Origin of the sequence: Shewanella decolorationis S12, assembly GCF_000485795.1 — a bacterium.
GTDB classification, from domain to species: domain Bacteria; phylum Pseudomonadota; class Gammaproteobacteria; order Enterobacterales; family Shewanellaceae; genus Shewanella; species Shewanella decolorationis.
Window position 1 is genome coordinate 49359 of sequence record NZ_AXZL01000070.1, and the last position, 19208, is coordinate 68566.

The 19208-nt window shown below is 45.5% G+C and carries 13 protein-coding genes; 9 read left to right on the top strand and 4 right to left on the bottom strand.

From position 1 onward, the window contains the following. Window positions 1–74: 74 nt before the first annotated feature. Together SHD_RS13860 and SHD_RS13865 are read right to left on the bottom strand one after the other, a co-directional pair. Window positions 75–4334, bottom strand: coding sequence for an EAL domain-containing protein (locus SHD_RS13860; RefSeq protein ID WP_023267693.1), 4260 nt, complete (start codon window positions 4332–4334; stop codon window positions 75–77). Between the two features lie 285 nt (window positions 4335–4619). Next, window positions 4620–7409 carry an insulinase family protein gene (locus SHD_RS13865; protein ID WP_039978420.1) on the bottom strand — a complete coding sequence of 930 codons (2790 nt, stop codon included), beginning with the start codon at window positions 7407–7409 and terminating at the stop codon, window positions 4620–4622. 169 nt (window positions 7410–7578) lie between these two features. On the opposite strand from SHD_RS13865, the gene sixA reads away from it, so the two are divergent. Continuing rightward, on the top strand, window positions 7579–8049 hold the full coding sequence (sixA, locus tag SHD_RS13870; protein WP_023267695.1) for a phosphohistidine phosphatase SixA: 471 nt from the start codon (window positions 7579–7581) through the stop codon (window positions 8047–8049). A gap of 65 nt (window positions 8050–8114) precedes the next feature. Here the strand turns inward: sixA and smrB are convergent, their stop codons facing one another. Continuing rightward, the gene (smrB, locus tag SHD_RS13875) at window positions 8115–8645 is read right to left on the bottom strand and encodes an endonuclease SmrB (RefSeq protein ID WP_023267696.1); all 531 of its coding nucleotides are present in this window, start codon (window positions 8643–8645) and stop codon (window positions 8115–8117) included. Between the two features lie 80 nt (window positions 8646–8725). Here smrB and prmB point away from each other — a divergent pair, with 80 nt between their 5' ends. The 6 genes from prmB (at window position 8726) to SHD_RS13905 (ending at window position 14291) form a co-directional block, all read left to right on the top strand. Beyond that, entirely contained in the window at window positions 8726–9670 is a 945-nt protein-coding gene (prmB, locus tag SHD_RS13880; protein ID WP_023267697.1) for a 50S ribosomal protein L3 N(5)-glutamine methyltransferase, read from the top strand. Window positions 9671–9784: 114 nt separating this feature from the next. Further along, on the top strand, window positions 9785–10879 hold the full coding sequence (gene aroC / locus SHD_RS13885) for a chorismate synthase (RefSeq protein WP_023267698.1): 1095 nt from the start codon (window positions 9785–9787) through the stop codon (window positions 10877–10879). A gap of 69 nt (window positions 10880–10948) precedes the next feature. After that, on the top strand, window positions 10949–12118 hold the full coding sequence (locus SHD_RS13890; protein ID WP_023267699.1) for an MFS transporter: 1170 nt from the start codon (window positions 10949–10951) through the stop codon (window positions 12116–12118). Between the two features lie 64 nt (window positions 12119–12182). After that, window positions 12183–13367 (top strand): ATP-NAD kinase family protein, encoded by a 1185-nt coding sequence (locus SHD_RS13895; RefSeq protein ID WP_023267700.1) that lies wholly within the window; start codon window positions 12183–12185, stop codon window positions 13365–13367. Between the two features lie 30 nt (window positions 13368–13397). Continuing rightward, the gene (locus SHD_RS13900; protein WP_023267701.1) at window positions 13398–13679 is read left to right on the top strand and encodes a YfcL family protein; all 282 of its coding nucleotides are present in this window, start codon (window positions 13398–13400) and stop codon (window positions 13677–13679) included. Between the two features lie 3 nt (window positions 13680–13682). Beyond that, a complete protein-coding gene (locus tag SHD_RS13905; protein WP_023267702.1) occupies window positions 13683–14291 on the top strand; it encodes an RNA methyltransferase in 609 nt (202 codons plus the stop codon). A 191-nt stretch (window positions 14292–14482) separates the two neighbouring features. Here the strand turns inward: SHD_RS13905 and mnmC are convergent, their stop codons facing one another. Then, window positions 14483–16576, bottom strand: coding sequence for an FAD-dependent 5-carboxymethylaminomethyl-2-thiouridine(34) oxidoreductase MnmC (gene mnmC / locus SHD_RS13910; protein WP_039978422.1), 2094 nt, complete (start codon window positions 16574–16576; stop codon window positions 14483–14485). A 138-nt stretch (window positions 16577–16714) separates the two neighbouring features. Here mnmC and fabB point away from each other — a divergent pair, with 138 nt between their 5' ends. Beyond that, on the top strand, window positions 16715–17926 hold the full coding sequence (gene fabB / locus SHD_RS13915; RefSeq protein WP_039978423.1) for a beta-ketoacyl-ACP synthase I: 1212 nt from the start codon (window positions 16715–16717) through the stop codon (window positions 17924–17926). 149 nt (window positions 17927–18075) lie between these two features. Next, entirely contained in the window at window positions 18076–19206 is a 1131-nt protein-coding gene (locus tag SHD_RS13920) for a 4-phosphoerythronate dehydrogenase (RefSeq protein ID WP_023267705.1), read from the top strand. Window positions 19207–19208 lie beyond the last annotated feature (2 nt).

Below are 19208 nucleotides of genomic sequence, written 5' to 3' on the forward strand. Positions count from 1 at the left end.
TTTTTGACACTAAACACCTTGTTGCAGATGTTGTGCCAATGTTTCAAACTACCGGTTGAGAGATAATCTAATGATTAAATTATGCTGTGGTAGGGCATAAATTTACTCCTGTCCTCTTGGAGCAATTGAGTAAATTCAGTTTCATTTATTGCTTTGCTAAAGATATATCCCTGTATCTCTTCGCAGTTCAGGGCGCGCAAGATATTTAATTGTGCGGCTTGTTCAACACCTTCACCGACAACCGACAGACCCATATTGTGGGCAATAGTTATAATAGAATCGACCATCTTTAAATCACGATCTGACTTATCAATATCATCGACAAATGCTTTATCAATTTTGAGCGTATGAATAGGGAATCGCTTTAAGTAAGAAAGCGAGGAATAGCCCGTGCCAAAGTCATCCAATGCTAGGCTGACTCCCATTCTCGTCAATTGCTGCATCACACTAATCGCCATTTCTGGTTGTTTAATCACTGTCCCTTCGGTTATTTCGAGTTCAAGATGTGCTGCTGGCAATTTTGTTAACCGTAAAATAGCTTCAATTCGTTGCTGTAAATCGGGTAGGGCAAATTGACGTGACGATAAATTGACAGCGACTCGTCCTTTAAACAAACCCTGTTCACGCCATTTTTGGGCGGCAAAACAGGCTTTTCTAAGTACAATTTCACCTATTTCGATAATTAGGCCATTTTCTTCAGCAAGAGGAATAAAGTCATTTGGCGGGATAAGTCCAAGAGTTGGATGATTCAATCGGACTAATGCTTCCATCCCTGCAACGTGACCACTTTTGAGATCGACTTTGGGTTGGTAATACACTTCAAATAAATCTTCTTTTAAAGCTTCACGGATCAGGTTTTCAATTTCCAGTTGTTTAATCGCATGTTGATTGAGGGATTCTGAGTAAAATTGATAGCAATTACCCCCTGCAGATTTTGCATGATACATGGCAATATCAGCCTTTCTAAGTAGTGCTTGCTCACTTTGTTCATCCTCAGGGTAGAGAACAATACCAATGCTGACTCCTAAGACTAATTGCTCACTATCAATTTCAAATACGGTTTTAAAGGCTTCGATAACTCGGCCCGCAATAGCTGCACATGCGCTAATATCAGAGGCTTTATCTAGCACTATGGCAAATTCATCTCCCCCTAAGCGATAAATATTAGTGTTTTTAGGCACGACAGACTTAATTCTGACTGACACCAGCTTCAGTAATTGGTCACCAATTTGGTGACCTAATGAGTCATTAATGCGCTTAAAATTATCGAGGTCGAGCACCATTAACGCATGGGTAATTTCTTTGTTGACTAAGTTGCTTAATGTGACTTGTAAGTTTGAGCGATTGGGCAGACCCGTTAATAGGTCATTGTTGGTGAGTTTACGAAGCTCTTCTTCTTGCTGTTTACGTCTCGATATATCAGAAAATACCCCTACATAATGTGATAATTCACCTAATTCATCGTAAATGGCGTCAATAGTGAGCTCCATATGGAAATGGCTATTGTCACCACGGCTGGCTTCGACTTCGCTGGCCCAACGACCTTGTTGTTTTAACATGGTTCGAATTTGATTAGAAAAGGATTCAGGATATAATTCGAAGGTCAGAAGATTGCCAATAAAATCCGAACGGTTTCGTTGTGAAATTCTACAACAGGCTTCGTTTACTTCAACAAATCGATATTCGCTGTCGAGAATAAACATACCTTCGGAAATATTCTCAATAGCTTTTTCGAAGAGTCTTAATTGCTCTTCTTTTTGCTTAAATTGACTGATGTTTTTAATAGTGCCTGTCATCCGCAGCGCATTGTCTTTATCGTCTCTTTCTACGATTTTTGCTCTGTCTAGGATCCAGACCCAGCTATCATCTTTGCCTTTAACTCTGTATGCCGCTTCAAAATGATCAGTTTCGCCATAGAAGTGTTTGTTAAGCGCTTCCCTTACACGTTCTTGATCCATGGGGTGAATATTACTTTCTTCATCACTGTTGCCAGAGCGGTGACCATCTCTTGGGAATTCCAATGCCCCCCAGATATTCGAACGGAAAATATTGCCAGTTTCTATATCCCAGTCCCACATTTCATCACCGCTTCCCCACAGAGAAAGCTTTAAACGCTCTTCACTTAAAGCTATTTGACGCTGAATTTCTCTTTTTCTTAAAATTGCTTTAAATATAAAAACAGCTATTAACATTGATATAATAAAATAAAATACTTTAGCTTGAGTTGAGGACCACCAAGGAGGTGTAATAATTACTGAAACTTCCTTTATTGAAGATTTTTTACCTGAAAGTGAATTGACAGCATATACTTGAAAATTGTATTTCCCAGGAGATAAATTCGTATATGTCGCTGAGTTGGTTCCATTTGCCGATATCCATGTATCAGAAAGACCATACATTCTATAGTTATAATTAGTGGATGAATCTTCCGACATAGGTGAGATAAAGTTGAAGGAGAATGGATAATCTGAATACTTTAAGGTTATTTCGTTAATAGCTGATTTTTTGTTATTAAAGAAAATGCTATCGTTTTCTTGTGAAACATTAAATACAAGGAAATCAGATATTTCTGTTTGGTTTATTTCTTTGCTTTTAATATAGTTTATGACATTGTGGGGATGTAAAATGCTGACGCCGTTTATTCCGGCAAGTAAGACATAACCATTCACATCTATTGCACTTGGCGAATTATATTCATACTGACTTCCGTTAGCAGTCTTTAAAGTATATGTTTTTTTGCTTTCTTTTTCATATATTACGACTTCACCTAATGATGCTGCGGTTATATAGTTTTCATCGTTAATGATTGAATAAATTTCTTTTTTATTAGAAAATATTTTAGAAATGTTATTATCGCGTCTATCGAAAAACATTAAAGATGTAGATGTTCCAAAATAAATTCCATTATCCTCCTGCATTATACTGTATGTTATTTCATCGCCTAAGCTGGACAATTGTCCATTCTCATACTTTTTAAAACCACCCTGACCAGCTATATAGATCAAATCTTGTGAGTAAAATTCAATATCGAAAATCGGTTCGCTATTTTTCGTATCGATAACATCAATAATTTCAGTGTTATTGATGATTAACACCTTACCATCAGATGTTCCAGCTGTTATTATGGAGTTGTCACTATTACTAGATAATGAAGATATTGATTTATCACTAATCATTATTAAACTTTTCTCAGTTTTTAAAAATAATCCTGAATTAGTGCCAAAATAAAGACCATCTTCATTTAATATTGCGTATTTGTATCCTTGGGTTTCAGTGTTTAATCTTTTTATGAGATTAAAATTGTTGTCGAAAAGATCTATTATTTCTGATTCAGATGATACTATAAATCCTTGTGTGTTTTTTGTTAGATACCATGTGTTGTATTTAGATAAATCAGTTTGTTGTACTAAATTGTTAATTTTATTTACAATAATAAAGCCTTTGTCAATAGTTCCCAATATAAACATATCTTTCGTTACAACAAATGAAGATATTTTATCTACCTGCTCTGGAGGAAGAGTTCCTATTATGATGTTTTTAGAAATATTAACAATTTTTCCATTGGTGAATCCATAAATGGTATTGTTGTACTTTGCGAGTTGAGAGAATGGTCGAGGGTCAGTTTTTACTATTTCGTTGCCATTATATTGATATAACCCATGGTTGAAAGATATTGAAATTTCATTATCATTCGTTTCATCTAAATCTATTGTGCCATGAGCGATTTCTTTTAACTGATTATTTCCTAACTTAAATAGTTTCCCTGAATAATCCCTTATATAATAATTATCACCAACTTTTATAGCTTTTTTTATTTCACTTAATCCTTTACTGGACAGTTCATATGTTTTTTCTTGGTTGCTTATATCGATAATGGATTTGTCAGTACCAATTATGAGGCTATTATTTTTTGAGTTGATACTCCAGACGGGAGTATTTTTTACTGATAGGCCATAAGGAGAAAATGAGTCTTGAAGTTTATCGTAAACAACTAGACCGCTGTCTGTTCCAACATATAACACTCCTTGATCATCAACGAGTAAACTTCTAATAAAAGAACTAGGAAGCCCTGTTCTGGCATCATTAGCATAAAAGTGCTTGAAGTTTTTTCCATCAAACCGATTGAGCCCATTAAAGGTTCCAATCCATAGATATCCATCGTGATCCTGAACTATCGACGTAACGGTACTTTGGGAAAGTCCTTCTGGTACGCCAAAGGATTGTGACTGGAGAATAATAGGTGATTTATTTGAAAAGGGAGATGCGTTTACGTCTTTTAATGCAAGGATGCCAAAAAAAGCGATTAAGACGATTTTTAAGAGTATTTTCGGCATAGTGTTGTTCTTAGTATTGTCCGAGGATGCCATGAAACAATTGTGTTACATCACTTTTCCAGAAATACTTTCCTTTGTCAAAAGTGAGAATGTAAAAATTCCTTTTAATTGCAGGTAGATGACGCTTTATGCTGCACAGCTTTTCATCTAAAACACAGATTGACCGTGTTTTACAGTTCTTTTTTATGTTAATACCATAGATACCACTGCATAAATGTATCAATGCAGCGGTTTTGTTTGTTTACATCAAGTCATCTAATTAAGGTTTTGGTGGGTAATGATTGGCTAAAAATTGAACTTTTCTGTGTTTTGTTTAAACAATTTAAGATCGGTAATCATATTATCTGATGTGAGGGCAGATTGGGCAGTATGCGCTGTTCCTGTACTAAAAAGCACCAGTCTGTCACTATGCTTAGTACGCATTTTGCGCATCATAAACTTGATAAGATCAGTGCGAGTGAGTTTGTTGATTTCTTCGACAACTAATTCACGCTGATTAAACTGGTAATCACGGTTGCCTACACTTACCCAATAACGCTGGCCACGGGTTTTGAGGTTAGCATCATGTTCCATCACTTGATTGATGAGTCCTTGTTTGGTGCTTTCCCATTCTTCATTGGTAATTTGCATTACGGCATAATTAAAATCCGCGATAAACTCATCGATTGCCTCTAATAAATGCAGTGGCCCCGTTGTCGGGGATTGAATATAGAAAATGAGTCCCGGATGGCGATTGAGTGGCAGATAACCTGTGCCTACCATGTAGCCCAATTGTTTTTCGGTGCGTAGTTCATGGAAGAAGGTCGAAGACATAGTGTGATTGAGTAAGCTAAACAGCGCCATTTTCTCAGGTGTCGCTGAAGCAGATTGATAGTAAACAATAATCGCACTGTCTTGATGGTCGATCGCTAATTCTCGAAGCAGGGTGCCTTGCCCGGTTAAGTTGATTAATTCACGGGTCGACTCTGCGCTTGGGTTGGATACGAGGGACAAGATATGTTCTAGTCGTTTTCCTAGGGCTTGCGCCTCTGACACAAGCCAGTCGCCATAAATCAGCCCTTCGAGGTAAATTTTCTCGTAAAAGGCGCGTACATGGTTATGCAGATCATTTAAGGTGATATTTTCAAGCATCTGCGCCATGCGAGCTGGCTCATAGCTGCGTTTTTGCAGCGTGGCTGTCAAGCTAGTGAATAGCTGTGAAATCGGTTTGGCTTGCGCGAGGTTTTGCCAGCTACGCAGCAGCTGAGATTTAATTAACGCAAACCGTTCTTCGGTGAAATTACGTTCTCTTGCTTTATGGATAAGCAGGGCTAACAGCGTTTCTTGATTCCCCGTAAAACCAGACAAATGCAGGGTGATCCCACCCTGATGGGGGTAAATGTTATAGCTAAGTCCAGCGACTTCCGCTTGATAAGTGGGCTCAGTCAAGTAATCGAGCAGCATCTCAACGTATAAGCGGGTGAGGGCAGCATGTTTTGGGGTTTTACTCGCCTGCTCTGAATCGAGGGATAGATACATATGGCCTTTGGGGACATTAAACTCGTCGTCTTTTTTATGCCAAATCCGGTATCCCGTTGATTCCGCGACAATCACAGGCACGGCGACTTCACTTTTATCGGGCCGAGCAATGGAGTCGGCCACAATAAAGGGATTGGCAGCGGGCAATTGCAACTCTGGGCGAATGTGTGTGACTTGCCAACGGGCAAGGGATTCGGGCTTTATCGGTAAGACTTGATACGGCGTATGGTACCAATTGGCTTTGCGGTCGGTCTTAACGGACTGTGCTATGAGTTGCAAGCGCATATTTTGCGGTGTCATTAAGCGCAATAGCTCAAGGGTTTCATCAATATCTAAGCCATCCATGCGATAGTCGCCAAAGACTAAGTCTTCCACTTCGTAGTGATGCATATTGATGCTTAAGTGGCTGGCCAAATCGAGGGATTTCACTTGCTCCTGATAGCGAAACGCCATTTTGAGCAGATTCGCACGTTCTAAATAGCGCCAATCCTCAAGGCCTTGGTTTTTTATCAGCTCGATGTATTCAAAGCAGCTGCACACAATATCATCAATATTGGCCACGCCTTTGTCGGTCAGTTGTAGGCCTATACTGTAGTCCTTGAAGTTATAGCCATTGACTCCGCCACCTGCGGAGAGGTTATTCACTAAACCTTGTTCTTTAAGATACGACAGCAGGCTACCTTTACTCTCATTGCCGAGGATATGGCTAATGTAGGTCAGCGGCTTGCGTTTGTAGTAGTGATCGATGCCAGGAAAGTTAAAACTGATACTTAAACGCTTTTGTTCCTTTAAGGGGACAATATTGATTTGCTTAAGCAGTTCGTTTTCAGAAAACAGCGGTACATCGGGATACTGTTTGACTAAGTTTAAGTTTCTGATTGTACTGAAATATTGCACTGCAAGCGCCTGAAGCTCATCTAACGGCATAGGTGCGACTAAACAGAGCGTCATTAAATTGGCGCTGTAATGGCTTTGATAAAATGCTAATAGCTCGCTTCTGACCTGCGCCTGTTCTCCGCCTAGCGTGACTAAATTGCCCACGGAAAACTTTGAAAAGGGATGCTGTTGATTGACGGTTTCTTTAAGCACTTGATAGGTGCGGCGGATATCGTCCTTCAGCTTTAAACTAAATTCAGATTCAATCGCTTGGCGCTCCCTATCGACTAGGTCGAGGTCAAATTTGGGGGCGATAAAGAATTGGCTAAATCTGTCTAGGGAGTCGGCAAATACGTCGGCGTTGATCGTAAAAAAGAAATTGGTGTGCTCTGTGCCGGTCCAAGCATTGTTACTGCCGCCATGCTGATTGATAAAGGCATGATACTCGCCGGAGTCGGGGAATTTTTCCGTGCCTAAAAAGAGCATATGCTCTAAAAAATGCGCCATACCGGGTCTATCAACAGGATCATCAAAATGTCCTACGGCCACCGCCATGGAAGCGGCGGCTTGGCTGGCGTCCAAATCTTCGACCAATAATACCCGCAGGGCATTATCTAACACGAGATAACGGTACTGACGATGATCGTTTGGACTTTTGTAAATAGACTGAGAGGCTTGCAAAGAGACACTCCGGTAACGATGGCTTGTTATATATTGATAGTCTTAATGGTTTTTGGCAAATATCTCTTGTGTTTATCGACTAAAGATTAACCCTTGCAAGGTTTGTTGAAATCCATTTTAGGGCTACAATTGGGATAAAACAAAAACAAGTGTGGGTAGCGAGAGAAGTATGCAGCTATTTTTGATGCGACATGGTGACGCTGGATTTAATGCTCAGTCGGATAGGGACAGAACGCTTACCGATTTAGGAAGACACCATACTGTCTTAATGAGTAACTGGTTAGCCCGAAGTGTCAGCGATTTTGATCTTGTTTTGGTCAGCCCTTATTTACGTGCGCAGCAAACCTGGCAAGAATTGAGTCAACATTTCCCCGAGCCACGTAAATGGCTGGTCGTGGATGATTTAGTGCCTTCAGGCGATCCCGTCAATGTGGCCGCCTTAATTGTTGCCTATGCCGAATTGTACAAGGCTGATAAAGTGCTGGTGATTTCCCATATGCCGCTCTTAGGCTATTTGGTCAGCGAGCTAGTTGCGGGTGTTGAACCGCCCCTATTTGCCACCTCAGGAATTACTCTGATAGATAAACATGCCGAGCAGGCCTGCATTGTTTGGCAGCATGCGCCCCACAGCATTAGTTAATTTCTTCGATAAAACAAAGGGCTCACATTAGTGGGCCCTTTGTTTTTAGAGGATAAATTCGTCCATTAACGTCGATGTGGTTGGTCGCCAATATCGATAAGTACCAGCAGCGCCGCATCGCCACCCCATTCTTTGGGGGCTTGATGAAAGGCTTTTACCTTAGGATGTTGCACCAACCACATAGGCACCTGCTGTTTTAGTATGCCAGTGCCGTAACCGTGCATCACACAACAACATTGGCTTTGCTGTTTTACGCAGGCTTGGATCAGCGCCGCGAGCTCGAGTTTAGCCTCAGATTGGCGGTAACCATGTAAGTCCAGCAATAAATCCGGTTGGTAATCGCCGCGTCTTAAGCGTTTAAGCTCGAGACTGTCGACACCCTCGTCGAGCCAACGCATTGGCCCCTGAACGGGCAGCAGAGGTTGGTAAGTATCTGAGAAATAACTGTCAGCATGCAGTTGCTGCTCTTTCAGTTCAATTTCCTGTTTGGTTTTTAGGGGCGTGCGAAAATGCCGCTTATCTTGGGCGATAGGTTTTATCCCCTCGATCAGCGCCGAAAACATCGCCATGCCTTCTTTATCATCGTCTTTATTCATGGCGGGTATTCTATTGAATCCTATGGTTTCTGAACAGAGTTCAGTTACAATGTTTACGAACACACAAGCGGGAGAGCGTTTTGGATAAGATCTTTGTAGATGAAGCTGTGACAGAGTTACGCACCATTGGTGATATGTTGCGTTGGGCGGTGAGCCGCTTTAATGATGCTAATGTGTACTATGGCCACGGGACGGATAACGCGTGGGATGAGGCGATTGCCTTAGTGTTCCATGCGCTGCACTTGCCTGAAGAAATCGGCCAACAGGTGATTTTAAGTAACTTAACCAGCAGCGAAAAACACAAAATTGTCGAGCTTATCATTCGTCGCGTTCGTGAACGTTTGCCAGTGCCATATTTAACCAATAAAGCGCGCTTTGCAGGGCTTGAGTTCTATGTGGATGAGCGCGTATTGGTGCCACGTTCACCTATCGCCGAGATGATTGCCAATCGCTTTGGCCCTTGGTTATACGGCAAACCCGTTAATCGTATTTTAGATTTATGTACCGGCAGTGGTTGTATCGCAATTGCCTGTGCCTACGAATTTGATGACGCTGAGGTCGATGCGCTGGATATCAGTGAAGATGCCCTCGATGTGGCGCAAATCAACGTTGAAACCTTAGGGGTGATGGACAGAGTCTTCCCGATGCAATCGGATCTGTTTTCAGCCATTCCTGAAGGTCCACAATATGATTTGATTGTATCTAATCCGCCCTATGTGGATGAAGAAGATATCGGCGATATGCCAGATGAATACCACCATGAGCCAGCTATTGGTTTAGCTTCCGGTCGTGATGGCCTCGATTTAACCAAACGCATTTTAGCGAATGCGGCCCAATACCTGACACCAACGGGGATTTTAGTGGTTGAGGTGGGTAACTCTATGGTGCATCTGATGGAGCAATTCCCTGAAGTACCTTTCACTTGGGTTAACTTTGAACACGGCGGTGACGGTGTGTTTGTGTTGACGCGCGACCAACTGGTCGAACATCAATCGCTTTTTGCTATTTATCGCGACGCGCAATAATAAATTAGGTTGAGTCTTTTCCCGCTGCCAGTTAGGCTTGCAGCGGGAAAAAGAATTGTCCAGCCATTGCTGGGCGCGGAGCGATAAGCAAATCATTTAAGGTGTAAAAAGCGGATGTCTGGAAACAGTATTGGTCAAAATTTTGTGGTGACTACCTTTGGTGAAAGTCACGGTGTGGCGCTCGGTTGTATTATTGATGGTTGCCCACCAGGGCTCGAACTCACCGAAGCCGATATGCAGCATGATTTAGACCGCCGTCGTCCTGGCACATCCCGTTATACCACAGCGCGCCGTGAGCCTGATGAAGTACGGATTTTATCCGGTGTGTTTGAGGGCAAAACCACGGGCACTTCCATTGGGCTTTTGATCGAAAACACCGATCAGCGCAGCCAAGATTATTCCAATATCAAAGATTTATTCCGTCCAGGACATGCCGATTACACCTATCAGCAAAAGTATGGCCTGCGTGATTACCGTGGTGGCGGCCGTTCATCGGCACGCGAAACCGCTATGCGGGTTGCTGCAGGCGCTGTGGCGAAAAAGTATTTAAAACAAGTGCATGGCATTAGTATCCAAGGCTATATGTCGCAACTTGGACCGATTAGTGCCGAGACCCTCGATTTTAGTCAAATAGAGCAGAACGCCTTTTTCTTCCCCGATGCGAGTAAGCTCGAGGCGCTGGATGAGTATATGCGCGAGCTGAAAAAATCCGGTGATTCCATTGGCGCCAAAATCTCTGTGGTAGCGACTGGTGTTCCCGTGGGACTGGGCGAACCCGTATTCGACAGGCTCGATGCCGACATCGCCCATGCCTTAATGGGCATAAACGCGGTAAAAGGCGTTGAAATCGGCGATGGTTTTGGCGTTGTCACGCAAAAGGGCTCGGAAGGACGCGATTTAATGTCGCCGCTGGGTTTTGAATCAAATCATGCCGGTGGCATCCTCGGCGGCATCTCATCGGGTCAACCTATTATTGCTCATATCGCATTAAAACCGACCTCGAGTATCAGTGTGCCGGGTCAAAGCATGACGGCCCAAGGTGAAATGGCAGAAGTGGTGACTAAAGGTCGTCACGACCCCTGTGTCGGGATCCGCGCGGTACCGATCGCCGAAGCTATGCTGGCGATTGTGTTGATGGATCATCTGTTAAGACACAGAGCTCAAAATCAGGATGTTCGCAGTCATACACCTATTCTCGGCATGAGATAGGCGCGATGAATGAGACAGTCTGCATGGAATAAAGATGCATAGCGGCTGTGTAATAAATGGAATGCGTTAATGCCAACTATCTCTAGCACAAGCCAGCAGTTGCGCTGGCTATGTGCCTGTTATTTTTTCTTCTTTTCAATTCTCGGCACTATGATCCCTTACCTTGGGGTCTTCTTCGAAAACCGTGGATTTAACCCTCAAGAAATCGGTTTTTTACTGGCGATTTTAATGGCGACCCGTATCGTGGCACCCAATGTGTGGGCTAAGGTGGCCGATCGTACTGGCATGCGCTCCGAGTTGGTGAAGATGGGCGCTGGCGCGGCGATGCTGGCGTATTTGAGTTTCTTCTACCACGGTGGCTTTGTGTATATGGCGCTGAGCCTTGCGCTGTATACCTTCTTCTGGAACGCGATTTTGGCACAGCTTGAGGTGATCACCCTCGAAACCTTAGGTGAAAATGCTAGCCGCTATGGGCAAATCCGCAGTTTTGGCAGCATTGGCTATATCTGCTTAGTGGTCGGCGCCGGTTTTGCTATCGGCCAATGGGGCACCGAGGTGTTGCCTTATATTGGTTTAGCTTTGTTTACTGGGATGCTGGTCAGCGCCTTGCCGTTGCCAGCGAATCGTGCCGTACGTCCTCAAGGGCAGGAGCGGCAGCCGCTCAAATGGACTAAACCCATTCTGTGGTTCATGGTGTCGGCAATGTTATTACAGATGAGCGCTGGGCCGTTTTACGGCTTCTTTGTGCTTTATCTTAAGCAGGCGGGATACACCGAAGCGGCCGCGGGGATCTTTGTTGCCTTAGGTGCAATGGCCGAAATCGTGATGTTTATGTTTGCGCCTCGCTTGCTTGGACGTTATGGCGTCAATACCTTGCTTGTTGTCAGTATCGCCATGACCGCCGTGCGCTGGTTGCTGGTCGCCTTTGGCGTTGAGAGCATGTTGTTACTGGGCTTAAGCCAAGTGTTGCATGCGTTCACCTTTGGCTTGACCCATGCGGCCTCGATTCAATTTGTGCATCGAAATTTTGATGCCAGTCATCGCAGCCAAGGGCAAGCCCTGTATGCCAGCTTAAGCTTTGGGGTTGGCGGCGCGCTCGGGACTTGGATTTGCGGTTATATCTGGGGTGATGGCAGTGGCGCTGTATGGTCTTGGGTATTTGCGGCGGCCTGTGCCTTTGCGGCCATGTTAGCGGTATTTTTGATCCCTAAGGATAGGGCGCAAGCAGTTGCGTCATAAGCTGATATTGATTGTGAAAAGTAACTCATTGTAAAAACTAAAATAATGAACAAGAGAGGTTAAGGTGATCCGGTTTCGTTTAGGCTTAGTCATCAATCCACTGGCGGGTTTAGGTGGCAGTGTGGGTCTCAAGGGCAGCGATGGCGTGGCCGAGCAGGCACTCGCCTTAGGTGCCGAGCCCAAGGCGATAAAGCGTATGATGCAAGCCTTAGAAGTGATTGCCCCCTATGCCAATGATATCGAAATCATTACCGCCTCCGGCGTGATGGGGGAAGACGCCGCTAACGCCTTAGGTTTTAACACCCGTGTGGTGTATCAAACCCCAGATAAAACTCAGGCCATCGACACGCAAGCCGTAGTGCGTACCTTGCTGAACGAACCGTTGGATTTATTACTGTTTGCAGGGGGCGATGGCACGGCGCGTGATGTATATAGCGTGTTTGAACAAGCCGTTATCGACGATAAATTGCCCGTGCTTGGTGTGCCAGCTGGGGTGAAAATCCATTCGGGCGTTTATGGCATCACCCCCCATGCTGCGGGTATGGTGGTGAAAATGCTGCTCGATGGCGAGTTGGTTAGCCTAATGAGCGCCGATGTGATGGATATCGATGAAGCTGCCTTTCGCCAAGGTACGGTGCGCGCCAAACGATTTGGTGAGCTGTTAGTGCCTGCCGAACCCCGTTATGTGCAAGCGGTGAAGATGGGGGGAAAAGAAGTCGATGAGCTAGTGCTCGCCGACATTGCCGCCGATGTTATTCAGCAGATGGAAGATGAGCTGTACATTATGGGCTCGGGCAGCACTGTCGCCTTTGTGATGGAGGAACTTGGGCTTGATAATACCCTGCTGGGGGTTGACCTTATCCAAGATAAAGCCTTGGTGGCGAGTGATTTAACCGCCAATCAGTTACTCGAACTTACCCAAGATAAGCCAGCAAAACTCATTATTACCTTGATTGGCGGGCAGGGGCATATTCTTGGTCGTGGCAATCAACAGTTGTCGCCAGAGCTTATCCGCCGCCTAGGCAAGGACAATATTATTATCCTCGCCACAAAAACTAAGCTAAAAGCACTTGAAGGACGTCCCTTAATTGTGGATAGTGGCGACCCTCAATTAGATCGTGAGCTTTGTGGCTATTACAAAGTGACGACGGGTTACCATGATTATGTGATGTATCAGGTGGCCAACCCAGACTATTCAGATTTATTCTCCTCGGAGATTGCAAGCACCGAGGGGGCTACTGCCATTTAGGCGAAATACGTTATTGGAGAGTTTTACCCTATGTTAGAGCAGTATGAAGATGCATTATCACAATGGATTGAGTCCGTTGTGAGCCATGGTGATGACGATGCCTTATTTGCCTGTGGTTATCTGCAAGGCCATGTGGCGGTGGTGTTGTCGCAACTTGAAGACCAAGGCGAGAGCACGCTAGAAGCCTTACTTGAAAAAATGACTGAATGTTTAGCCCTTGCTCGCCAAGAATTAAATGATGCCGATTACGCGCTGGTAGAAGCGGCGTGGGCAGAGTTGCATGGCAAGATTGTTAGTCATTTAGCGGCGTAATTGATGAGTTCATCCACAACGACTTTGGTTGATGTCATGGCAAAACCTGAGGCGAAGCAAGCGGTTTATATCGGTTTAGTGAATCCCAAAACGCCCACCAATGTGGGCGGCATTATGCGCGCCTCGGGCTGTTATGGTGTCGATGCGGTGTTCTACACGGGCAAACGCTATGAATATGCCGCCCGTGGGCCGCAGCAATATAACGCCGATACGCAGAGCGCCGCCGAGCGCATTCCGTTAACTGGGGTGGCCTCATTACTCGATGCGATCCCATCTGACACTAAGCTGGTGTGCGTGGATTTAGTTCTAGGTGCGACACCCTTGCCTGAGTTTGTCCATCCCGAAAAAGCCTTTTATGTGTTTGGGCCTGAGGATGGCACCATTGGCCAAGAGATTATCGATAGAGCCGATGCCGTGGTGTACGTGCCTACGGTGGGCTGCATGAATCTGGCGGCGTCGGTTAATGTGCTACTTTACGACAGATTAGCTAAGGCCCATCGTGAGCAGGTATTTGCTCAAACCGAGTTCGATGGTGATGCCTTGATCCGCCAAAGTCGCGACAACAATAATCGCACTCGAGTAAAAACGACTAAACCTGGTTCTTCAAAGTAGTCTTAACAATCAGCATCTGTTCCAAAAAGGATTAAGCAATGGCTTAATCCTTTTTTGTTTTTGCACTTTTATCTTGAGAAAATACCAGCAAGAGTGCTTAGTTTTCTCTTAGCGATAACGCTTAATTGCTGCAACTCAGCTTCTTTATTCAACAACTAATCAGAAACACTAAACCACTGTGCTGACTTTCACTAAAGTGCTTTGCCTTTGAGCAATTTGCGTAGCCACATCCGATTCGGGCTGAGTTTATTTAAGGTTGGCCAATCGAGTGGCAACGGCTCTCCGGTTAATTGTGCTGCCAAGCATTCGGCCGCTAAGGGGCCAGAGCTTAATCCCCGCGACCCTAAGCCACCCAAAATATAAAGGCCATCGAGGATCGGAGCCGGGGTCGTTTGCCAATAATGCTTGCTTTGTTCTGCCTGCTGCTGATTGAGTTGATGCTGTTCATAGCGCGCCAATATTTCAGCCACATCGGGTGCACAGCCCATCATGGGGAAATGATCCCGCGTCACCATGCGCACGCCGATACGGGCGCTATTGCCGCTGATGTCGATATCGTCAACCCAGGTTTGGTTGGGGTAGCTTTCTTGCATTTTTCCGAGGTTTTCACGTTGCTCCTGCGGGCAAAAATCGAAGTGTTCCGCCGCTTTGACATAACTGGCGCCGAGGCAATGCAAGCCTTGATGACTCGGCGTGAGGTAACCGTTCGCGCATAACACAGTCGCCAATTGGCTCAGCTTAAATTGGGCGGGGACGTGGCTCACTTGGCCGCGAAACGGACTTATCTGTAATCGCTCACTGGCCGAAAATTGGGTGAGCTGCGCACCATTGGCGAGCACGAGTTGGCGGAATGGTCCAAAACGTTGGCCTTGACTGTGGAGATACCAAGCCTGCGCATCACACTCGATTTCGGTGATCTCGGTATTGAAATGGCACTGCACATTGGCAAGTTGCGAGGCCTTGTCCACCGCCGCCTTGGCGTATTCAAATGGGCATACCCAGCCACCAAGGGGATAAAAAAATCCAGCTTTATCAATACCTATTTGGGCTATTTCGTTAGCTTCATTCGCATCAACGGCGTAGGCGATTTCCGCCGGCCAGTCCTGACTTTGGATGATTTTATCCAGCCGTTGTTGACTGCGCTCATCATGACCCGTTTGCAGTACCCCACAAAAGTCATGGGAAATCGCGGTAATAGTAGGGGCGGCGTCTGTCTCCATCTTCGACGCATGGCTCAGCGCCTCGATACGGCGACGGCTGAACAAAAATGCCTGTTGGAAAAAACGGCTAAGTTCATCATTTTCAGGCGTGAGTAGGGGGTAAATCGCCCCTTGACGATTGCCGGATGCGCCTTGGCCTAACTCATTATCTTTGCAAAACAGTATGCTACTTTGGCCACGTTCGGCGAGGGATAGCATTAGGTTCGCTGAGGCCAGTCCGCCACCGACGATGGCAACAGGGTGATCTTTAGTGGCGAGCGGGGCAGGTTTTGGGGTAAATGCCTGAGCGGTATCGGCTTGTTGGCGCAGCAGTTTGCGCTCATGGAGCAAAATTTCATCGGTGATAATCTGACTTTGCAGCGCGTCACTTGCATCACCATTCAGGGATTCTGGGCGGACATAAAGCGTGCTAAAGCCACTGCAGTGGGCAAGCTGCTGCACGGTTTCAGCCAAATTGACCCCAATCAGCTGCGCATCATCGGCACTCAAACGGGCCATTTGCCAAACTTGCTTGCTGCTTAACTGCGATGCCAAATGCGGTAAAACCAGCCATTGCTGAATGGGATGAACAGGGCTGTGGGGTAAATTGGTGAGTGAGGTGTGCAGGTCGCCAAAATGTAAATCGACCGTGATGCGGCCGTCATCAAAAATTAATCTCTGGCACCCTATAATGCGCGCAGGTTTTGCCTTGAGTATGGCATTGGCAATCGGTTGCAAATGGGGCTGGGAAATTAAGCTTTGCGATTGATCCCAAAGTAATTTAAGTTCGTAATCGTTAATGGGATTGGGTTCAAACACTTTGACTAACAGCCGTGTGTTGCTTTGAGTCTGGGTTTGCCTGTGATGCAGTAAAGAGAGCAGCTCGAGTCCATCGCCCAGTCCCCATTGCCCCATGACGCACAGTCCTTGACCGAGTTGGGCTGATGGCGTCGTTAAGCGAGAGCGTCGAAGGCGAGTTAAATTGTCCAGAGACTGTGCAGTAGTCAACGCGCATGGGGGATAAAGGTTGATCAATTGCGGGTAATCACGCTTAAATTGGCAAGATTTTTGGGGCTTAGCAGTCAAAGAAATATACTCTCGGTCTCATAATAGGCATTATTTTACCCGCCTTTATGGAAAGCTGACCACTTAATTGAAGCAAAACAGATACTATTGGCTCAGCAAAAAGTAGGTACTGACATGTACACAATGGATAGCAATAAAATGAAAAGAGTCGTGATCACCGGAATGGGTGTTGTTTCAAGTATCGGTAATAACAAGCAAGAAGTGACAGAGTCACTTAAAGCGGGCCGTAGTGGTATTACACATTCCGCTCAGTTTGAAGAGATGCAACTACGTAGTCATGTATGGGGCAATATCAAATTAGATCCTTCTGAGCTGATTGACCGCAAAGCGCTGCGTTTTATGGGCGATGCTGCGGCATATGCTTACATTGCAATGCAAGAAGCCATTAAGGATGCTCAGTTAACTGAAGAGCAGTATTCAGATCCTCGTGTTGGCTTGATTGTTGGCACTGGCGGCGCCTCGTCTTCTAACCAAGTACAAGCAGCGGATATTTTGCGCGAAAAGGGCGTAAAACGTGTCGGTCCTTATATTGTGCCTCGTATTATGGCAAGTACCGCAAGCGCCTGTTTAGCTACTCCATTCAAAATTAAAGGCATGAACTACTCTATTAGCTCTGCCTGTGCGACCAGCGCTCACTGTATCGGTCACGCTGTTGAACTTATCCAAATGGGTAAGCAAGATATGGTCTTTGCGGGTGGGGCTGAAGAGCTTGATTGGACACTGACAATGGGCTTCGATGCGATGGGTGCATTGTCGACTAAATATAACGACACTCCAGAAAAAGCCTCTCGTACCTATGACGCGGACCGTGACGGTTTTGTTATCTCTGGTGGTGGCGGTATCTTAATCGTTGAAGAGTTAGAGCATGCTCTGGCTCGTGGCGCGAAGATTTACGCCGAAGTGATTGGTTATGGCGCATCATCAGACGGTTACGACATGGTAGCTCCGTCTGGCGAAGGTGCAGTGCGTTGTATGCAAATGGCTCTGGCCGATGTGGACACGCCAATTGACTACATCAACACCCACGGTACTTCTACTCCAGTTGGTGACGTGCGTGAGTTAGAAGCCCTGCGTGAAGTTTTTAAAGACAAGTGCCCACCAGTTGCATCGACTAAGTCTATGACAGGCCATGCCCTAGGTGCAGCGGGTGTACACGAAGCCATCTACAGTTTGATCATGATGGAAAACAGCTTTATTGCGCCTAGCATCAACATCGATAATTTAGATGAAGCTGCGAAGGCTATGCCAATCGTGCGTGAATACCGCGATGCAGAGCTAAACACTGTGATGAGTAACAGTTTTGGTTTTGGTGGCACTAACGCAACATTAGTGATGCGTAAATATAAGTAAGCCATTATTCTCGTTAAAAAAGGAAGCCTAGGCTTCCTTTTTTATTGGCTAAAATTAAGAATTCGACTCAGGGATTGGGTTTATGATCAGAGTCTTGTTAGAATCCTTGGCTACTCACTCTCTAGCCCACTTTTATCAGAAAGGTCCCCATGAAGATTGTTGTCGATGAAAATATGCCCTATGTCGAACCCTTATTTGGGGCGTTAGGCGAGATAATTCCAGTTAATGGCCGCACATTAACGCCTGAGCAGGTGCAAGATGCCGATGTGCTGCTGGTGCGCTCAGTCACCCGAGTCAATGCCGCACTGTTAGATGCCAATCCAAAACTTAAGTTTGTCGGCAGCGCCACCATAGGGACGGACCATGTGGATCTGGCCTACCTTGCTGGGCGTGGTATTCCCTTTTCGAATGCGCCCGGCTGTAATGCGACCGCAGTCGGGGAGTTTGCCTTTATTGCGATGTTAGAACTGGCGGCGCGGTTTAACTCGCCGCTCAAGGGCAAAGTCGTGGGGATTGTCGGCGCGGGCAATACTGGTAGCGCGACGGCCAAATGCCTCGAAGCCTACGGCATTAAGGTATTACTCAATGATCCCATCAAAGCAGCAGAGGGCGATCCCCGTCATTTTGTGAGCCTTGAGACCCTATTACACCAAGCGGATATCATCAGCTTACATGTGCCCATCACTCGCACTGGCGAGCATAAGACGCTGCATTTATTCGATGAAGCGCGCCTGATGAGTCTTAAACCCAATACCTGGCTTGTGAACTGTTGCCGTGGTGATGTGATTGATAATCAAGCCTTAATTAAGGTTAAGCAGCAAAGGGATGACCTTAAATTGGTGCTGGATGTATGGGAAGGGGAGCCAAATCCCATGCCGGAGCTGGTGCCTTTTGCTGAGTTTGCGACTCCGCATATCGCCGGTTACAGCTTAGAAGGTAAGGCCCGAGGCACTTTTATGCTGTACCAAAAGTTGTGTGAGTTGCTAGCTATTCCTGCCACTAAACATTTATCCGAGCTCTTGCCTCCATTTCATTTTAAGGCGGTTGAACTCGAACAAGCCCCCGATGAAAAAGCCTTATTACAGCTCGCTAGATTCGTCTACGACCTGCGTGATGACGATGCCGTATTCCGAAATGGCTTTGTAAAGGAGAATGGCTTCGACACTATGAGAAAAAATCACAAACATAGACGCGAATTTAGTGCATTGGCGCTGGCTTATCACGGCCAATCTGAGGTAGATTGGTTGTCCAATTTAGGTTTTTCAGGAGTCGGTCGGTAATT